Source organism: Undibacterium sp. MH2W (assembly GCF_049340215.1).
Taxonomy (GTDB): domain Bacteria; phylum Pseudomonadota; class Gammaproteobacteria; order Burkholderiales; family Burkholderiaceae_D; genus Undibacterium.
In genome coordinates this window covers 281228-299491 of sequence record NZ_JBMPPA010000002.1, presented here as the reverse complement: position 1 = coordinate 299491, position 18264 = coordinate 281228, and the positions used below count along the sequence as shown (strand labels likewise).

Genomic DNA, 18264 nt, shown 5'->3' with positions numbered 1-18264 from the left:
ATAGAGACGTTAGATGTTGCAGTCCGAAGAGAAAGCGAGCGGCATGATTGGATACCGCATGCCTACATTAGGCACTCTCTTTATGAAGCGACAGCGGGAGATCGACATAGAAAACGGCGCCGCCACCATCTTCGGCAGCCCGATTATAAAATCCAATCTCGCCCTGCATTTGCTGAATAATCACTTTTGAAATGGCCAGCCCCAAGCCTGTGCCCCCTTTTGCGCGGGTATCCGATGAGTCTGCTTGAGAAAATTTTTGGAAGATCCGGTCTTTAAAATTATCCGGCACACCAATGCCCTGATCGGCAACTGCGATCCGGATCATATCGTTTGGCAACACGCTGCTAAATAGCGTCACTTTTCCATCTCTCGGCGAATATTTACAAGCGTTCGAAATCAGGTTAGCCATCACCTGTTGGAAACGTCCTTGGTCGACAGAAATGGCGTGTGATTTGGCAACATGACTTTCATCCGCCACAGCAAGACGTACATGCAGCTCATCGGCGACGCCCTGATTGCTTTGGACCGCAGATTGCAATAGCTGGTACAAATTGTAGTGGTCGATCATGAAATCCATTTTTCCGGCTTCAATTTTTTGAATATCAAGCAAATCATTGATGAGGCGGGTCAGGCTGACACTATTTTTGTGTGCCATCGACATCAGCGGCAATAGCTTCTCTGGTAAGGCTCCCATGGCACCGCCTATCAACAGACCCAATGCACCACGAATCGCCGTCAGTGGCGTGCGGAGCTCATGGCTCACTGTCGAGATAAACTCATTCTTCATGCGCTCTATTTTTCGGCGTTCAGAAATATCTCTCACAAACACAATCAGCTTGCGTTGTCCGCCAAGAATATATTCACTGATTGCCAATTCTGCGGGGAAGAGATCGCCGCCTTTACGGACGCGTTCAGTCTCCATTCGCAGTCGACCCGTTTTTACGAACTCACGTGTCCCCATCACCAGCGCCAACAACCCAGGTTGTCCTTCCGGAGAAAATATCTGGCTATCTCGACCAACAACTTCATCTTCGCTGTAACGGTAGATCGCCATGGCGGCGGGATTTAATGCTTCAATGATTCCTCTGTCATCGAGCATCACAATGCCATCGGCAGCATTCTGAAAAATCGCCTTAAGACGATCGGATGATTCTTTCAATGCCCCTTGTTGTTCTGTCAGGCTGTTTAATAGAGTCGTCTGATTGCGGTTGATCTGATCTGCTTCCCGTTTGAGTTCTGTCATCTCGCGCATATCCTGTTCGCGCAACAAGAACAGACGAATTAAAACGCGGAAGGCAGCGACCAATACAAGAACCGCTGCGAACGTCACCAGGATCACCGCGACGCTCATTTTTCGCCAATCGGCGAGATACAGGTCTTCGTCGATCGAAAAATTCAGTATTAACGGATACTTGTCGAGCATTTGCACGGCTTCCATCCGTCGCATCGGCGGCTCGCCAGGAAGAGACATTTCATCCGTAATCATCACGCCAGAGCGTTTGTGCAAATCATTGATCACTTTGTAAGCAGCGCCAGCCAGCTCCATGTGTCCAATTTCTTCCTTGTGCTCTGGCCACTGGGCGAGGTAGGTGTAATCATCGCGCATGAGACTGATGGCAGCGTGACCATCGGTGCTGAGTTTTTGGTAGAAGTGAGAATAAAAATCCGGTGAAATACCCAACGTCACCGCGCCGATAAACTCACCATCGCTTCCAGTTAAACGATGGCTCAAAAAGAAAATCCACTGACCTGTTGTTTTGCTGCGAACAGGATTACTGAGGTAAACTTTTTGTGAAATATTGTTTCGCTGTGCCAAAAAATAATCGCGTTCGCCGAGGTTGTACGTGGGTGCAGGGTACTCCCGCGAAGTGCTGATCACGTTGCCATCAACATCAAGCACAGAAATCACTTCGATCGCTGGAAAGAGCGCGACTTTTTCTTTTAAGAATTGATGAAAATCCGCAGAACCTAGTTGATTCGGTAAATAACGGGCGCTGACACTCCAGCGATCCTCAATACGATCGGCGATGTTAGCGAGTGCTGTGTAGGCGAAATCCATTTGTTGTGTCGTTGTTTCAGCCAACACCACACTAAATGTCTGCGTCTGTTTTTCCCACTTATGGATTTCCTGCACACGCAACGTCCAGATGAACGCGCCCGCAGCGATCAACATCGCAACGACAAGACACACTTCGAGTGTTTTAGCAATTCGACTGGCATGCGATGCAGCAAATCTCATCATTAAATAATTTTTCCCTAAAACGACGTAAAATACGCCACAATTATTTCCACACAGCAATTTATGATTTAGATAAATTGTCAATTAAAAGAAATACTAGTATCTTTATAAACAAGCCTTTAAAGCAAGCTCTCTTAACAAGAGTTTTAAACAAGCGTTTTAAACAAGCTTTTTATACAAATTCTTTATACAAATTGTTTACACACTCTTTTTACTACCAGAATCAGATCAACAAATAGGCGGTTAAACACAGCAAAAAAACGCTAAGAGAAGTTCATCGTATAAGCATTGAGAGAGTATCACCTGGTCGCAGGTGTGACGAAAGTCATATTAATTCCCTTTAACGAGAAAGTACCATGATCAGACGCTTTTTTTTCTTTCTCTTGAGCATTTTTTTCTTCCTTCTTGTGGTGTTAACCGCAAATACACTGCGCCACCGCTCGCAGCAACTTCTGGTCTCCCCGATCGCGCCGATTGCCATCGATGAAGCCGCCGTCGCTACCCGATTAGCCAAGTCGCTCACGTTCAAAACGATTTCTAGCCAAACTGACCGCGACGCCAATGCGGCACAATTTGAACAACTACACGCCTACTTGGCGACGGCGTTTCCCCTGGTTCATGCAAAGTTACAACATGAAACCGTTGGCGGTAGCAGTCTGTTATTCAAGTGGCAGGGCAGCGATGCCAATGCCAAACCTATTCTCCTCATGGCCCACGAAGATGTCGTCCCCATCGCGCCGGGCACTGAATCGCTCTGGCAGCAAGCGCCTTTCGCCGGCACGATCAACGATGGGTTTATTTGGGGTCGTGGTGCATGGGATGACAAAGGCAATTTGTTGTCGATTCTTGAAGCAGTTGAAAGCCTGCTGGCTGCCGGTTTTCAGCCACAGCGTAGTATCTATCTTTCTTTTGGTCACGATGAAGAAGTCGGGGGCGAGCATGGTGCAAAAGCCATCGCCGCTTTGCTGGAATCACGCCATCTCCAGTTTGAATTTGTGCTCGACGAAGGAATGCTCATCACAGAGGGCATGTTAAGTGGTTTATCCGTGCCCGCTGCGTTGATCGGCGTTGCTGAAAAAGGATACGCAAGTATTCAATTAACGCTAGAAGCCACGCCAGGACACTCGTCCATGCCGCCTGCACACACCGCAATTGGGATGATGAGTACCGCCTTGAGCGAATTAGAAAAGAATCAGTTACCTGCGGGTATTCGCGGTGTGGCGCTCGACATGTTCGATACGCTGGCACCGGAAATGCATGGCATCAACCGCGTCATTTTGTCCAATTTGTGGCTCTTCAGTCCTTTATTGCAACATGAACTAGAGAAAAATGGCAGCACGAATGCGATGTTACGCACAACGACCGCACTGACCATGGTGCACGCCGGTAACAAAGACAACGTTTTACCCGGCGTAATCGACGCCACCGTCAATTTCCGCACACTGCCTGGCGATACGCAAGCGACTGTCATTGAACATGTCAAAAATACGATTGCGCAGAGTGGTATTCGTGTTCAAAGTCTCGCCGGAAATTCAGAACCATCGCGCGTCTCACCCACAACCAGTGCTGCGTATCAAACGCTCAACCGCACCATCCGCGAAACATTCCCTAACGTGATTGTCGCGCCGGGTCTCATGCTGGGTGCAACGGACTCACGTCACTTCGACAAACTGAGCGACAACATTTTCAAGTTTTCTCCTGTACGCGCAGGATCGGAAGACTTACCGAGGTTCCATGGAACAAATGAGCGTATCTCTGTGAAAAATTACGCAGAAATGATCCGTTTCTATCATCAACTCATTTTAAACAGCAGCAAACCATCCACTGAAAAGGAGAAGACAACATGATTAAGCGTGTAATAACAACGAGTCTGGTAGTGAGTTTGATGCTAAGCACGACCTCAGGCTGGGCAGCAATCACGTCCTGCGACACCATCATCGATAAAATCAATACAAAACTGGAACACAAAGAGGTGACCGGCTATTCCTTGACTATCGTCTCCAAGGATACTGAGACGAAGTCACGGGTGGTGGGTGTCTGCGAGGGGGGAAGCAAAAAGATCATCTACAAGAAGAAACGCCACGCCAGCAAGAAGGATGATGCCGACACGTCGGATCAAGCTGAAAAAGCGAAATAAGGTCGTATAACGCGATTGCCGCTTTATATTTTTTTCGTACAGTAATAGGCGGGACCGGAATAGCTCAGTAACACTGATGCCTGTTCCGGACTGAGTTCGTGGTCCTCTTCGAATCCCAACTTGTTCCAAAAAACAAGGCTATCTTGGACCGATACAAGACAAACATACGTTAATAGCCTGCTGATGGCGTACGCGAAGGCTTGTTGCACTAAAGCGGCAGCAACGCCCTGACCCGCCATCCGAGGCGCGACCGCTAAGTCATGGATGTACAGCGCATTTGCCGCTGGCGCGATATCAAATTCCCCGCCCAAAGACGAGATCTTCCCCCGATGGGAAGGATAAGCCACCAGATAAGCACCAATACCATCTTTGTTTTCAGCAACCCAGGCTGTATCAGGCGCTGACATCAAACGTGAGCGTAAGACATCCTGACTTTCGACCATGTCCGTGTAAGCAAGGGTCTGCACAGCATAGACTGCGTGAAGATCAGACTCACGCATCGTGCGTAGGCGAAATGTCATTGATGATTATTTCTTTGACTTCGCCGAGGCAGAAGAGGATGCCGATTCCGAGGCGGAGGCCGACGCGGACTCTGATGCTGCGTCCTCTGCAGCCTCAGTGCGTGGAGGCAGTTCTGGTTTCACGACTTCGATTTTGTTTTCACGCATGTAGTCGTTCATTTCTTTCCAGCCCGCGAAAATCGATGCTCTAGCGGCATCGGGATTTAAGGAATAGCAATCCTCAATCGCACGCCCCGCATGGCGGCAAGCACTCCCTGTTGCCCGTGCATCAGATTCCTTTTGCGCGGCCTCTTTGGCAGGATCAGCAATGCCCAGACGATCACAAGCACTCAACAAGAGCACTGAAAAAACCGTTATTAACGCAGAATGACGTGGCAACATCGTAGCACCAGTGTAATTATGTAAAAAAACGCCTCTCACCCGCACACGTTGCGCTATGACCGCATTGTGAGGGGATCACTTATGATACCTTAGTGTAGGTCAATCACGATAACATTGAATCAAGAAAACATGATTGTCTTCTCTTGAAATAACATGCAACGCCACGCAAGCCCAAGCAACATGATTCAGATCATCATCCAAGATTGCACCACCCAACCATCACGTCAAGATAATGATTGAGCAAGCTCGTCCGATAAAACCACCCCACCACAACGACCTATGACGATCAAGAAAACTGCGCTGACTCTGTGCCTGCTGCTCTGCCAAGTCCTTATTTCTGCTTGCAATCCCACCTTTAATTGGCGTGAGATTCATTCAGCCGATGCCCCCTTCACGATGCTAATGCCAGCCAAACCCGAGAGCTTTACCCAACCGGTACAACTGGGCGAAAGCAAACTGAACATGACCATGACGGCAACTGAAGTCGACCACCTTAGTTTTGCCGTTGGCAGTGCCAAAGTCAGCAATCAAAGCAGCACGGCCGCCATTCTCACTGCAATGCAACAAGGAATGATCAACAACATTCACGGCCAAATCATCGAAGCCCCAACCACATCCGGTGGTGTCATGCGTATTGCAGGACGCCATGGAGAGACAGAGGTCATCATGGCCGCCCGCTTCATCGCGCGGGGTGACTGGGTCTATCAACTGGTGATGATGGGACCGCCTCAAAAAATGTCCCCAGAAATCATCGAGACATTTATGAATTCCTTCGTCGCAAACTGAAACACCACGTGTCGTGATTTGGGATTATCATAGGCTATCGATATCTGAATGCACGATGCGATACCCTTTTGTGCATGCTTGCGGTGCCCTTTTACCTTATTTGTCACACTATTCGTCACACTATTCATCGAAGGAATGCAGATCATGCTGATCACGTTTAAATCTAAAGCAGCAACTGAAGTCACCATGTACAAAGAACACGCTCGCCGCATTCTCGAAATTCTGGAAAAAGATGTCGAGCGAGGCATCATTACCCCAGCTGAATTACCAAAAGCGATTGAAAAGATCGAAGCGGCTGTCGCGGACAGCAAAGCACATCCGATTTCTGACGAAGTCAGCCGTGACGTCAACGCCCACCACAATGAAAACGGCGATGACCATGACCACGAAAAACCAGAACGTGTCAGTTTTGCAACACGCGTTTTCCCCGTACTGGAAATGCTTCACGCCGCCCACAAAATGCAAAAAGAAGTGATGTGGGGCGTATAACCCATGACCGCGCATATTGAAAACACGCTAGAGTTTTCGCTCTGTGCTGACGATGAAACGCCGATTTTTGTGCGGGACTGGCCTTTGCCAGAGACAGGAAACAAAGAGCGCACATCGACCGTTGAGGGTGTTGTCATCATGCATGGTCTCGGTGAGCACTGCGGCAGATATGCGCACGTCGCCCGCTTTTTTAATGCCTTAGGGTATATCGTCCGCACCTATGATCACCGGGGTCATGGCCAATCAGGAGGCTCCCGTGGTGATGTGCCGGATGACACGGCGATGGTGCGAGATGCAGCACTCGTGATCAATGATTTCCGCCGACAATTAGACGCGCCGCCCATCGTCCTTGGGCACAGCATGGGTGGCTTGTTTGCAGCGCGGTTCGCCACAGAGAGCGTCGCCCCCATCAAAGCGCTTATTTTGTCGTCACCTGCCTTGGCGATTTATATGTCCGCCTTGCAGCATCGCTTCTTAAGTATTGCCAAGGCGATTTTCCCGGGACTTGGAATTCCCAATGGATTAAAGACCCACTTTTTGTCTCACGACGCCGAAGTGGTCTATGCCTACAAAAATGACAGATTGGTTCATGGCAAAATTAGCGCCCGCCTACTCACGAGCATGCTCAATACCATGGACTTCAGCCTCCAACATGCCTCTGGATTGCAGGTACCCGTACTCGTCCTCGTCGCCTTAGACGATCACCTGGTCGATCCTAAAGGAAGTCAACAATTTGCCCATGCATGTCTTCCTGACAAGGTCACGACGCATCTTTACCCTGGGTTTTACCACGAACTGTTTAACGAATTAGATGCAACGCGGGTGTTTGATGATATCCGCACCTGGCTTGAGGTTCAGCATTTATCACCGCATTAATGTTCGCATTCATGTTCGCATTCATGCCCGCATCGTCCCCGCATGAAGTCGCAGCTCGCGTCCATCGACGCTGAGGCGCTGAGGCGATGTGGGAAGCGGAATGCGACGGAGATGTTTCCTGTTTTTTTGTTATTGATCGCTATTTTCAGTGCTGATTGTTCTACGCGTCGCAACCATATGGGAGGTGAAAGGCCGGATGAATTAGCAGTATGAGCTGGTAGACTGGTACACTAGCGTTGTATCTGTCACACAATACCAACAATGGTGACTGAAATACTGTGCCAGCAGCGCGTCGGTCGCGCTTGGCATTACATTGGTAACAATAAAATACTCCTATGCAAGAACGTCCACGAAAAATCCTCGGTAAGCCTGTCAACAAACCTGCAAATAAAGTCAGCAATTCTTCTCCACTGGTCACGCCAGAACTGCAGATGACAGATCTCAAGCCCGATTCTCTCGCTTTTAGCTTGATTGGTGCCGCACAAGCGGTCGCCTACGTGCTCGAGGGAACGGCATTGCCACAGGCGCTACTGAAGGTCTTTTCGCAGACGAACGCGTTGCCACAAGCACGTGGTGCCATTCAGGATATTTCCTACAGAACAATGCGTCAGGTCGGTCGGGTAGATGCGCTCCTCAAAGCCATGACCAATAAAACGCCTGAACCGGCCTTGTTATACGGTCTACTGTGCTGTGCGCTGACGCTGTTAGTCAGCAATGAGGGCGAAAGTGCCCCCTATGAAGAATTTGTGGTCGTCGATCAAGCGGTTACTGCAGCGACGTCCAGTCCACACATGGTATTTGCAAAAGGCATGGTCAACGCCGTGTTACGCCGCTTTTTGCGCGAAAAAGACGAATTACTCAAGCTGGTCATGAAACAACCCGCCGCTGTCTGGAACTATCCGCAATGGTGGGTGGATCAAACTAAAGCGGCTTACCCACAAGAGTGGCAAGCCATTCTGACAGCAGGCAATCATGCGCCGCCGCTGACCTTGCGCGTCAATCAACGCAAAACGAGCACCGCAGCCTATCTGGAACTGCTCGCGAGCGAACAAATCGCAGCGAGCCAAATCGGTCCTTTCGCGATCCGTTTAGCCAAACCGATTCCCGTCACCCAGATCCCAGGTTTTGAGGCGGGGATGGTGTCGGTACAGGATGCGGCAGCACAATTAGCTGCCCCGCTCCTCGATGTGCAAGCTGGTATGCGGGTTCTCGATGCATGTGCAGCACCCGGCGGGAAAACCTGTCATTTGTTGGAATTGGCTGATCTGGAGTTAGTAGCGCTTGAGATTGATCACGCACGGATACAGCGAATCAACGAAAATCTCGACCGCTTGCAGTTGTCAGCCAGTGTCAAGCAAGGCGATGCCACCCGTTCTGGTTGGTGGGATAACAAACCATTCGACCGGATTTTGGCAGACGTTCCTTGTACCGCCTCCGGTGTTGTGCGACGCCATCCAGACAGCCGATGGCTCAGGCGCAAAACGGACACCGCCCAACTTGCTGCGTTGTCGTCACGCATTCTGGACAATTTATGGCGGATGTTGGCACCGGGTGGCAAGATGTTGATGGTGACATGTTCCATCTGGCCGCAAGAATCCGAGAAACAAGCTCAGGCATTTGTCGAAAAACATGGCGCCATTCGTCTGGATGCGCCGGGGCAATTGTTACCAACAATGGCCAATTCGTCCGATGCACACAACGAACACGACGGTTTGTTCTACGCCTTGTTCCAAAAACCAGCGCAAGACTAACTAAATCGAGAGCTTCACGTTATCATTTAGCCTGATATCAATTTTCTTGTAATGCATGAAATGAAACGACCATGCATACGGAACAAATAGATATCAGTCCTGTCTTTATGACTCCCGATTTTAATTTCTTATTGCATGCGCTTTCGACTGACCGCACCCTTACGCCAATTCATGCTGACCATGTTGTTAGCGGTATTGGCCGTGCTCGTCGTCCCGGTAGCGGGAGCGACTGAAGCTGAAGTCACCTCGGCAAAACTGGAATCAACGGAAGAAGGCTACCGGATCTCCGCCAGTTTTTCATTTGAACTGAGCCGCGGTTTGGTCGACGCCATTGCCAAAGAAATTCCCCTCTCCTTTACCACCGAAGTAGAACTCACCCGACCGCGCTGGTACTGGTTTGACGAAAAAACAATTCGTTCCATTCAAACTGTCAGAATTGCCTACAATCCCTGGACCCGTAATTACACAGGCACCATTAACAACGGCTTGCAGCAGAATTTTGCGACCTTGGAAGATGCCTTAGCACTAGTGCTACGTCCACGACGCTGGATTGTCGCGGAAAAAGGCAGCCTGACTCCAGGTGCGGTCTACAACGTGGCGGTAAAACTCAAGCTGGATCTGAGTTATTTGCCAAAAACCTTCCTGATCACTTCACTCAACGACAGTGACTGGCGGTTCTCTTCTGACTGGAAACGATTTACTTTCAAGGCCGAAGACAAGTGACGAAATTTTTGCGGTATGCCTTAATTATCGGCGGGGCTCTGATGAGTATCCTGCTGTTCTTACTTACGACTGCAGCAGACAATTCCGCGCGCTTTGAGCATTACTATGGCTGGCTGCTCGGTGCCAACGCCGTCGTCGCCTTGGCGCTATTGGCCTTAATCGCCACACTGCTTCTGCGCTTGTTCAGCCGTTTTCGTAGCCGAGAATTTGGTTCGCGGCTCATGACGCGCTTGGTTTTACTCTTCGCGCTGGTCGGGATCCTGCCGGGTACCGTGATTTATGTGGTCTCCGTGACCTTTGTCTCCAAGTCCATTGAATCGTGGTTTGACGTCAAAGTCGAAACCGCCTTGGACTCAGGTAAAAATCTTGGCCTGAGCGCGCTCGATTTTTTGCTGGCAGATCTCAAATCCAAAGCGCGGGACATGGCGAGTGAATTAAATTCACCGTCGAGCTCTTCCGCACTGACCCTGTCACGTCTCCGTGAACGTGCTGGCGTACAAGAAGCCTGCATCGTTAATAGCCGTGGGCGTCTCATTGCTGCCGCTAACCAAAATTTTGATCATTTAGTCCCAGAATTACCAACGACAGAGATGATACGGTCTGCGCGTAGCTCACGTATTTATGCCGCGACAGACGAAAAAATCATCGGCGAAGAATCAGATCATCCCGAGAACAACAGCGCCACCAATGGTGCCAAACGGCCGGTCCTCGCACAAGAACCCAAGAAAATTCTGCGCTCACGGGTCGTGATTAAACTGGAAAATAGTGACAACGGACTCTCTTTACAAAACGACACGTACTATCTGCAACTGATCCAACCTGTTCCCGCCAGTATCGCAATGCATGCTGAAGCATTACGGAATGCATCGAGCGAATACCAAGTGCGGTCTTTGGGTCGCAGTAGTCTTAAAACGATGTACATTTTTACGCTGACACTGACCTTATTGTTAGCGATTTTTGCGGCGATCACCAGTGCTTTCCTGATCTCTGGACAGCTTGCCCGCCCCTTGTTGTTATTAGCAGAGGGTACCAAAGCGGTGACAGAAGGTAACTTCTCACCCCGTCCAATCGTGGCTAGTTCAGATGAATTGGGCAGCTTAACGCAGTCGTTTAATACGATGACGCGGCAATTATTTGATGCGCGTGCAGCGGTAGAAAAAAATCGTAACGAACTCGAAAACGCCAAAGCCTACCTCGAATCGGTACTGGCCAACATGTCAGCGGGCGTGATGGTGCTTGATCAACGCGGTCACTTGGTCACCTGTAATGAATCAGTTGAACGGATCTTGCAGCGCCCTCTAGAGGCCGACATTGGTAAAGCACTGAGCACCATCCCTGGGATGAACGAGTTTGCGACCGCGATTGATACTGCTTTTTCGGAGCAACAAGCCCAGTCAGCAGCGGGTGGTAAAGATGGTCAAGAACAGCACTGGCAGCAACAGATCGAAGTGCCACGTCCCGATGCCATTCAGCAGCAACCACCGGCCGCGGACGCGATGCCCAATGATGAAAACGCCAGCATCACCCTCCTTGCGCGCGGCTCCCATCTGCCCGTGGGATCGGGTAACGGCTACGTGATCGTTTTTGACGATATCAGCAATATCATTTCTGCACAGCGTTCTATTGCATGGGGTGAAGTCGCACGACGACTCGCCCACGAAATTAAAAATCCACTCACCCCGATTCAGCTATCCGCAGAACGCCTGCAGATGAAATTACAAGACAAGCTCAACGAGGTTGATGTCGCGATCTTAAATAAAAGTACCACCACAATTGTCAATCAAGTGGCATCCATGAAACGGATGGTGGATGATTTCCGCGACTATGCCAAAACGCCGCCGGCCGTATTGACCCAACTGAACCTCGGTGAACTGATCGACGAAGTACTGCATCTTTATCTGGCTGGCGATGACCGCGATATTATCCGACTGAGTCTCGCACCGGATTTGCCTAAAATCATGGGTGATGCGACACAATTACGGCAGGTAATTCATAATTTGTTACAAAACGCGCAGGATGCAGTGGCGGATAATCCACAGTCATCGACACCGCCGCGTATCGATGTCGTCACTGAAGTTGTACGATATAACACCAAAGGTAATGACGTTCACTCGGCAGTACGTCTGTCCATCATTGATAATGGTCCGGGATTTTCTAAAAAAATTCTGGCCCGTGCGTTTGAACCATATGCAACATCGAAGCCACGTGGCACCGGTTTAGGTCTTGCTATGGTGAAAAAAATCATCGATGAACACGGCGGTAGAATCGATATTCAAAATCGGACTGATACAAACGGTGCAAAAGTAGCGATTTTGCTGTTAAAGTTAGCACCGGAATTAAACGCAAGTTGAGTATGCAGGTATTCACCTGACATCTTCAAAGAAGGATGCAGGCATCAACAAGGCAAAAATCATAGGGGCGGTAATAGGGTAATTTTATGGCAAATATTCTGGTCGTAGATGATGAAATGGGTATCCGAGAATTACTTTCGGAAATTCTGGGAGATGAAGGGCATGTCGTTCAACTTGCTGAAAACGCACAACAGGCACGTCTTGCACGCCAAGAAGCAAAGCCTGATTTGGTGTTGTTAGATATCTGGATGCCCGACACGGATGGCGTAACGCTGCTCAAAGAATGGCAACGCGATGGATTGCTGACCATGCCAGTAATCATGATGTCTGGTCATGCCACAATCGACACCGCAGTCGAAGCAACGCGGATTGGAGCGCTCAATTTCCTTGAAAAACCGATCGCCTTGCAAAAGCTATTAAAAGCAGTGCAACAAGGTCTGACAAGAACAGCGGAACCAACCCGTCCAGCGGTACCGCCACTGCGCGTGATTGGCGGCGACCATAGCATCAACCAGAGCCATTTGCATCACCAGCAAACGATCAACAGCGGCTATGAGGGTAGATCCTTTACTGTGCCTCCTGTCGCTGCTGTGGCACCGGTCAATCAGTTTGCTAGCTTGTCGTTTGACTTGCCATTACGCGAAGCCAGAGATGCTTTCGAGCGGATTTACTTTGAGTATCATCTCAACCGTGAGAGTGGCAGCATGACGCGGGTCGCTGAAAAAACCGGCTTAGAACGCACACATCTGTATCGTAAATTGAAACAGTTGGGTGTTGAATCTGTGAAATACGCCAAACGCGGCGAATAACCCTTCCAACGGCGCCCATGTCTGAATCTATACCGCTGACCATCGTCAGCGGTGCCGATTACGTCCAAAGAGAGGCCTTGATCTGGCAGGCGAGCACTGCCTTTTTGGATCTGCATGGGCCCACCGCCACCATTGGCGTGGTTCTTGAAGGATTGCCAACGGGGGAACAACTGCTGGTTCCCTCCGTACAGATGACGGTGCAGAGAATTGCGCCTGGTTGCTTCTGTTGCATTGGCAATTTGACTATGCGTGTCACCTTAAATCGTCTCTTACGACAAAAAATACAACACCTCTATCTCGGTGTTGCTAGCAGCGACCACCTTCAAAATCTTCGCAAAATGTTAAAGCAAGCACCGTATGACCAGTTGCTACTGGAACATTCTGTCGTTTACTTGTAGACTAAAGCTGTAACAAGTTATGTCGTTACCCTTATCAGTAGTACGCACTTCGTGAGAGGGTTGGTTGCCTCATTGTTTCTTGGCATTTTGCTTAGAGGTACTCACACCCGTCTTTTCTCTCACTTGAAATCCGCTGCCTTGAGCACCATGTCCGGTTAAACCGAGGAAGTTTTTCCTCTTGCCAGAAAGGATGCAAAAAATGAATCTTATCTATAACAGCGAACATTACAGTGTCGTCGAATATGGTGCAGATGCTGATCACGAAGCGCTTCGTTTTGGCGGCTATGAAATTACAGACAAAGCCGTACACCGTGAATGGTTTATTGCTGGCGCACGCGCCATCGATTTCCGTAACGATGTCACACAGCTGATTGCGAGCGAACCGACCGTCGAAGAAATCGATGAGTTTCTGGGACAATACGACGGTTCAATGGCGCAACCTGTTTATTTCCATTAATTTGCGCTACACGCGACCATTGACACACCTTGCCTGACAGCAAGGTGTAGGTCATTTTTTGTTCAAATGTCACCAATTCACTCCTGGCCATACCCCTCTTCCGCCGTCATTATTGATGGCATAGCATGAAATACTGCGACTCAAATAAGCAGCATCAGCCGCAGCGTATGTTGTTCACAAGGCAAACTGCTATCGTGGACTGATTCGCCGTTATGGAGTCCCATGTATGCAAACGACAAGCACCAACTGGCTAGAAAGCCTACGTCGGCTAACACCTGCCGATAAAGCCGTCTTGATCACGGTCACCGCCGTCAAAGGTTCAACCCCACGCGGTACGGGAACACGCATGCTTGTGACTGCCAATAATCAATTCGATACCATCGGTGGCGGCCATCTCGAATGGAAAGCGATTGCCACTGCGCGACTATGGCTCAACGAAGCAGGCAATGACACTGCGCCACGCCACATTGATTTATCCTTGGGACCTAGCCTTGGACAGTGCTGCGGCGGCGCGCTGAGCCTCTGCCTTGAACGCGTTGATTGCTGGAGCTACCAAGATCTGCAACATAAGCTTGATAACTACCAACAAGAACGTACTACATTGCCCCATTTGTATTTATTTGGTGCGGGCCATGTCGGGACTGCATTAATTCATATCTTGCAACAAGTACCTTGTCGTATCACATGGATCGATGAACGGGATCATCTTTTCCCCACAGAACTCCCCGCGCACATCACGACAGAAGCCACCGACACGCCCGAAGCGATCATTGCCAGCGCAGAGGTTGGCGCGTACTTTTTGGTCATGACCCATCATCATGGATTGGATTTGATCCTCAGTGAGCATATCCTGCGACGCCCAGACGCCGCGTGGTTTGGACTCATTGGCTCAAAAACCAAGCGCGCTCGCTTTGAGCATCGCTTACAAGAACGCGGTATCGATCAGCACCGACTACAGGAGATGGTTTGCCCGGTGGGTGTTTCTGGTATCACTGGCAAAGAACCTGGCGTGATTGCGGTTGCCGTCGCTGCCCAATTATTGCAACTCTGGTCGAAGCACCCTACACTCTCGCCCATCGCAACCCAAACAAGAATAAGTGAAGCCACCCTATGAGTACCTCTTTACACGATTTCATCCGTCATTTACCTAAAGCCGAACTGCATCTGCATATCGAAGGCTCGTTAGAACCTGAGCTGATGTTTGCCCTGGCTAAAAAAAATCAGGTGCAACTTCCTTATGCCACCGTCGACGAAGTGCGTGCGGCGTATGATTTTGCCGATTTACAATCGTTTCTGGATTTGTATTACGCAGGCGCTGCGGTGTTACAAACGGAACAAGATTTTTTTGATCTGACACACGCGTACATTCAACGAGCATTGGCAGATCAAGTGCGCCATGTCGAGTTGTTTTTCGATCCGCAAACCCATACTGCACGCGGCATTGCGATAGAGACGGTATTTTCTGGGATCGCCCGCGCCTTGCGCGAGGCCAAAGCCTCGCATGGTTTCTCCGCCAGCATGATTATGTGCTTCCTGCGTCACCTGAGCGAAGAGGATGCCATTGCAACACTCGAAGCAGCATTGCCTTTGCGCGATGACTATGCGGATGTCTGGATTGGTGTGGGGCTCGATTCATCGGAGGTCGGTAACCCACCTGAAAAATTCGCACATGTATTTACCTTAGCGCAAGCCATGGGTATGCATCTCGTTGCCCATGCCGGTGAAGAAGGACCACCAGCGTATATCCACGGGGCATTGGATGTCTTGCAGGTCGAGCGAATTGATCATGGTGTTCGTGCCGAGGAAGATGCCGCTTTGATGACCCGCTTGCAGCAGACACGCATGCCACTCACCGTCTGTCCGCTGTCGAATCTGAAATTATGTGTGGTGAAAGATTTGCGAGAACACAACCTCGCCCGCATGTTACGCGATGGGCTTTGCGTCACGATTAATTCTGATGATCCAGCGTATTTCGGTGGCTATATGAACACAAACTTCATCGCAACGGCAGATGCACTCGACCTGAGCAAGGAAGAATTAGGACAACTGGCACGTAACAGTTTTGAAGCGGCGTTTGTATCGGATGAACAAAAGCAAATCTGGTTTGATGAGCTTGATGCCTACCTGAAAAATGCTTGAGTCAGCGCCCCTTCCGTAGCAAGGCGCTGCCGCGCCACTGGGCGCCCGCCTTCGCGGGAGCGACGGGGGGTGGGGTGATCGTATTAAATACATCGTTCACCCCTTATCCGTCTCTATGCGGCTTCGTCGTTGAACTTCCTATCGCGTAGTCCCACCCTCATACCCTTCTACGCAACTTCGTCATTGAACTTCCTACCGCGTTTTCTCCTAGCATCCTTCCATATTCACCGCCCCCTCCGTTTCGTCATCCTCCGCGCAGGCGGAGGATCCAGTGTGCGGATGCGTACATGAAAAACGCTTGAGTCAGCACCCCTTCCGCAGCAAGGCGCTGCCGCGCCACTGGGCGCCCGCCTTCGCGGGAGCGACGGGGGGTGGGGTGATCGTATTAAATACATCGTTCACCCCTTATCCGTCTCTATGCGGCTTCGTCGTTGAACTTCCTATCTCGTCGTCCCCCATTCCCCTTCCATTCAGCTCTATCGTTGAACTTCCTATCGCGTAGTCCCACCCTCATACCCTTCTACGCAACTTCGTCATTGAACTTCCTACCGCGTTTTCTCCTAGCACCCTTCCATGTTCACCGCCCCTCCGCTCGTTATCCTCCGCGCACGCGGAGGATCCAGTGTGCGAATGCGTACATGAAAAACGCTTGCGTCAGCGCCCCTTCCGTAGCAAGGCGCTGCCGCGCCACTGGGCTCCCGCCTTCGCGGGAGCGACGGGGGGTGGGGTGATCGTATTAAATACATCGTTCACCCCTTATCCGTCTCTATGCGGCTTCGTCGTTGAACTTCCTATCTCGTCGTCCCCCATTCCCCTTCCATTCAGCTTTATCGTTGAACTTCCTATCGCGTAGTCCCACCCTCATACCCTTCTACGCAACTTCGTCATTGAACTTCCTACCGCGTTTTCTCCTAGCACCCTTCCATGTTCACCCCCTCGCTCGTCATCCTCCGCGCACGCGGGGGATCCAGTGCGCGGATGCGCTTTCTTTTGGTGAGTGGTGATCCGTCCTTGACCAAGCCCAATGACATGGGTCGATAACGCAGAAACAAGCAGTCAATCCCTATAAAATTGATAAAATACAACACGTTTTGGCGCACATCGATGCCAACGTCGAACCGCATCGCCAAACGGCACCTCCATTTCATCAAAAAAAGGTTTCTTGTGGCACGAACCCGGATTATCCTTGCCGCCGTGACAGCAGTTGTGTATGTTGCTGCTGTGGTTGGCAACTCGTTACTCAATCTCGCAGGCAACGCGAGTCATGTCAGCATTCAGATTAGTTTGAACCAACCAGTGATGTGGTTGATTGCGCTGTGTGGGTTGCTCATCGCTATCGGCTTGTTAGGGCGCTACGCATGGGCGTGGTGGCTTGGTTTAGCAGCGAGTGCATTTCAACTGTATCGGCTCGGTAGCCGTGTGATCAATCAATATAGTTTGTCGCACTTACCCGGTATGCACGTCGTTTTATTATTCAGCTTGTTGGTCATTTTTCTGCTGTTACTGATCTCACCGAAGGCGATGGCCTCTTGTCATCGTTAACGCTCGTTCATTCATTTTTCATTAGGACTTCTATGCACATCGCTCCTCTCGGACCACTTACAGAAGACACAGAAAACGACTGGCTCATTAGCGCGCCGATCGCGATTCCAGCACTCGATGGTCATCGGTGCGAGTTCTTGATCGAAGGATATCCGGATGATCCGCGCCCGCAAGAATTTAGTGATGCCATCACGCATTTTCTGGAGCTCGATAAAAGCGTGTTACTCGCTGTAGAAAAAGATATTTTTGCTTACTACCAAGACTGTGCGCAGTTCGCAAAAAGTGAAGGACAAGAAGTGATTGCCATCGATACCCCAGAGGGTGTGTGGCAGCATATTCAGTTTGGTGAAGAGATTTTGGTGTGCCGTCGTCAAACGGCGGAGCAAGGTGTTTACGTACTTCTCGAATGCGATTGTGACTGGAACGAAGTAGAAGGTCTGCAATTCGTCTTCAAGGATGGCAAAGTGATTCATAAACTCGGCCCATTTGATGACTTTTTAAGTAATGCCGATGTGTACGGACTACCTGAATTGGAGCACGTCATCTATCAAAGTCGCGGCTAACATACCAAGACGCCCCCCATCAAGCAACATCCCCATCGGGTCTCGCGACATGCCGATGGGGATGTGGGTTCGATTAGCGCGGACGCTAATCAGTTGCTGTCA

At 50.1% G+C, this 18264-nt stretch carries 18 protein-coding genes; 15 read left to right on the top strand and 3 right to left on the bottom strand.

The genetic code is table 11. From position 1 onward, the window contains the following. Positions 1-67: 67 nt before the first annotated feature. Positions 68-2242, bottom strand: coding sequence for an ATP-binding protein (locus ACO0K2_RS05635; protein ID WP_423016637.1), 2175 nt, complete (start codon positions 2240-2242; stop codon positions 68-70). A gap of 353 nt (positions 2243-2595) precedes the next feature. Here ACO0K2_RS05635 and ACO0K2_RS05630 point away from each other — a divergent pair, with 353 nt between their 5' ends. Both ACO0K2_RS05630 and ACO0K2_RS05625 read left to right on the top strand, forming a co-directional pair. After that, the gene (locus ACO0K2_RS05630) at positions 2596-4086 is read left to right on the top strand and encodes a M20 family peptidase (RefSeq protein ID WP_423016635.1); all 1491 of its coding nucleotides are present in this window, start codon (positions 2596-2598) and stop codon (positions 4084-4086) included. Then, positions 4083-4376 carry a DUF1161 domain-containing protein gene (locus tag ACO0K2_RS05625; RefSeq protein WP_423016633.1) on the top strand — a complete coding sequence of 98 codons (294 nt, stop codon included), beginning with the start codon at positions 4083-4085 and terminating at the stop codon, positions 4374-4376. Before ACO0K2_RS05630 ends, ACO0K2_RS05625 begins: the two co-directional genes overlap by 4 nt. 23 nt (positions 4377-4399) lie before the next feature. Here the strand turns inward: ACO0K2_RS05625 and ACO0K2_RS05620 are convergent, their stop codons facing one another. Together ACO0K2_RS05620 and ACO0K2_RS05615 are read right to left on the bottom strand one after the other, a co-directional pair. Next, positions 4400-4897: a GNAT family N-acetyltransferase gene (locus tag ACO0K2_RS05620; protein WP_423016631.1), complete on the bottom strand. Its 498-nt coding sequence runs from the start codon at positions 4895-4897 to the stop codon at positions 4400-4402. Positions 4898-4903: 6 nt separating this feature from the next. Next, a complete protein-coding gene (locus ACO0K2_RS05615; protein ID WP_423016629.1) occupies positions 4904-5278 on the bottom strand; it encodes a hypothetical protein in 375 nt (124 codons plus the stop codon). 279 nt (positions 5279-5557) lie between these two features. Here ACO0K2_RS05615 and ACO0K2_RS05610 point away from each other — a divergent pair, with 279 nt between their 5' ends. The 13 genes from ACO0K2_RS05610 to ACO0K2_RS05550 all read left to right on the top strand — a co-directional run bounded on the left by ACO0K2_RS05610 (position 5558) and on the right by ACO0K2_RS05550 (position 18162). After that, positions 5558-6064, top strand: a complete 507-nt coding sequence (locus ACO0K2_RS05610; protein ID WP_423016627.1) for a hypothetical protein — start codon at positions 5558-5560, stop codon at positions 6062-6064. A 144-nt stretch (positions 6065-6208) separates the two neighbouring features. Next, positions 6209-6553: a DUF1840 domain-containing protein gene (locus ACO0K2_RS05605; protein WP_423016625.1), complete on the top strand. Its 345-nt coding sequence runs from the start codon at positions 6209-6211 to the stop codon at positions 6551-6553. A gap of 3 nt (positions 6554-6556) precedes the next feature. Then, on the top strand, positions 6557-7429 hold the full coding sequence (locus tag ACO0K2_RS05600; protein WP_423016623.1) for a lysophospholipase: 873 nt from the start codon (positions 6557-6559) through the stop codon (positions 7427-7429). Between the two features lie 335 nt (positions 7430-7764). Continuing rightward, the gene (rsmB, locus tag ACO0K2_RS05595) at positions 7765-9180 is read left to right on the top strand and encodes a 16S rRNA (cytosine(967)-C(5))-methyltransferase RsmB (RefSeq protein ID WP_423016621.1); all 1416 of its coding nucleotides are present in this window, start codon (positions 7765-7767) and stop codon (positions 9178-9180) included. Between the two features lie 135 nt (positions 9181-9315). Next, on the top strand, positions 9316-9903 hold the full coding sequence (locus ACO0K2_RS05590; RefSeq protein WP_423016620.1) for a DUF4390 domain-containing protein: 588 nt from the start codon (positions 9316-9318) through the stop codon (positions 9901-9903). Further along, complete coding sequence (locus ACO0K2_RS05585; protein WP_423016618.1) at positions 9900-12254, top strand: ATP-binding protein; 2355 nt, start codon at positions 9900-9902, stop codon at positions 12252-12254. Before ACO0K2_RS05590 ends, ACO0K2_RS05585 begins: the two co-directional genes overlap by 4 nt. Before the next feature lie 86 nt (positions 12255-12340). Then, positions 12341-13063 carry a response regulator gene (locus ACO0K2_RS05580; protein WP_423016616.1) on the top strand — a complete coding sequence of 241 codons (723 nt, stop codon included), beginning with the start codon at positions 12341-12343 and terminating at the stop codon, positions 13061-13063. A 17-nt stretch (positions 13064-13080) separates the two neighbouring features. Then, positions 13081-13461 carry a GTPase gene (locus tag ACO0K2_RS05575; RefSeq protein WP_423016614.1) on the top strand — a complete coding sequence of 127 codons (381 nt, stop codon included), beginning with the start codon at positions 13081-13083 and terminating at the stop codon, positions 13459-13461. A gap of 199 nt (positions 13462-13660) precedes the next feature. Beyond that, positions 13661-13918 (top strand): BTH_I0359 family protein, encoded by a 258-nt coding sequence (locus ACO0K2_RS05570; protein WP_423016612.1) that lies wholly within the window; start codon positions 13661-13663, stop codon positions 13916-13918. Between the two features lie 226 nt (positions 13919-14144). After that, complete coding sequence (gene xdhC / locus ACO0K2_RS05565; protein WP_423016610.1) at positions 14145-15032, top strand: xanthine dehydrogenase accessory protein XdhC; 888 nt, start codon at positions 14145-14147, stop codon at positions 15030-15032. Beyond that, positions 15029-16057 carry an adenosine deaminase gene (locus ACO0K2_RS05560; protein WP_423016608.1) on the top strand — a complete coding sequence of 343 codons (1029 nt, stop codon included), beginning with the start codon at positions 15029-15031 and terminating at the stop codon, positions 16055-16057. The genes xdhC and ACO0K2_RS05560 overlap by 4 nt, the downstream gene beginning before the upstream one ends. A gap of 1164 nt (positions 16058-17221) precedes the next feature. Next, positions 17222-17599 (top strand): hypothetical protein, encoded by a 378-nt coding sequence (locus ACO0K2_RS05555; RefSeq protein WP_423016606.1) that lies wholly within the window; start codon positions 17222-17224, stop codon positions 17597-17599. A 32-nt stretch (positions 17600-17631) separates the two neighbouring features. Then, complete coding sequence (locus ACO0K2_RS05550; protein ID WP_423016604.1) at positions 17632-18162, top strand: DUF6985 domain-containing protein; 531 nt, start codon at positions 17632-17634, stop codon at positions 18160-18162. Positions 18163-18264 lie beyond the last annotated feature (102 nt).

Bases quoted from the DNA above. Each gene is read 5' to 3' on its own strand.
- ACO0K2_RS05635 (WP_423016637.1), bottom strand. From the start codon at position 2,242: ATGATGAGATTTGCTGCATCGCATGCCAGTCGAATTGCTAAAACACTC.
- ACO0K2_RS05630 (WP_423016635.1), top strand. From the start codon at position 2,596: ATGATCAGACGCTTTTTTTTCTTTCTCTTGAGCATTTTTTTCTTCCTT.
- ACO0K2_RS05625 (WP_423016633.1), top strand. From the start codon at position 4,083: ATGATTAAGCGTGTAATAACAACGAGTCTGGTAGTGAGTTTGATGCTA.
- ACO0K2_RS05620 (WP_423016631.1), bottom strand. From the start codon at position 4,897: ATGACATTTCGCCTACGCACGATGCGTGAGTCTGATCTTCACGCAGTC.
- ACO0K2_RS05615 (WP_423016629.1), bottom strand. From the start codon at position 5,278: ATGTTGCCACGTCATTCTGCGTTAATAACGGTTTTTTCAGTGCTCTTG.
- ACO0K2_RS05610 (WP_423016627.1), top strand. From the start codon at position 5,558: ATGACGATCAAGAAAACTGCGCTGACTCTGTGCCTGCTGCTCTGCCAA.
- ACO0K2_RS05605 (WP_423016625.1), top strand. From the start codon at position 6,209: ATGCTGATCACGTTTAAATCTAAAGCAGCAACTGAAGTCACCATGTAC.
- ACO0K2_RS05600 (WP_423016623.1), top strand. From the start codon at position 6,557: ATGACCGCGCATATTGAAAACACGCTAGAGTTTTCGCTCTGTGCTGAC.
- rsmB (WP_423016621.1), top strand. From the start codon at position 7,765: ATGCAAGAACGTCCACGAAAAATCCTCGGTAAGCCTGTCAACAAACCT.
- ACO0K2_RS05590 (WP_423016620.1), top strand. From the start codon at position 9,316: ATGCGCTTTCGACTGACCGCACCCTTACGCCAATTCATGCTGACCATG.
- ACO0K2_RS05580 (WP_423016616.1), top strand. From the start codon at position 12,341: ATGGCAAATATTCTGGTCGTAGATGATGAAATGGGTATCCGAGAATTA.
- ACO0K2_RS05575 (WP_423016614.1), top strand. From the start codon at position 13,081: ATGTCTGAATCTATACCGCTGACCATCGTCAGCGGTGCCGATTACGTC.
- ACO0K2_RS05570 (WP_423016612.1), top strand. From the start codon at position 13,661: ATGAATCTTATCTATAACAGCGAACATTACAGTGTCGTCGAATATGGT.
- xdhC (WP_423016610.1), top strand. From the start codon at position 14,145: ATGCAAACGACAAGCACCAACTGGCTAGAAAGCCTACGTCGGCTAACA.
- ACO0K2_RS05560 (WP_423016608.1), top strand. From the start codon at position 15,029: ATGAGTACCTCTTTACACGATTTCATCCGTCATTTACCTAAAGCCGAA.
- ACO0K2_RS05550 (WP_423016604.1), top strand. From the start codon at position 17,632: ATGCACATCGCTCCTCTCGGACCACTTACAGAAGACACAGAAAACGAC.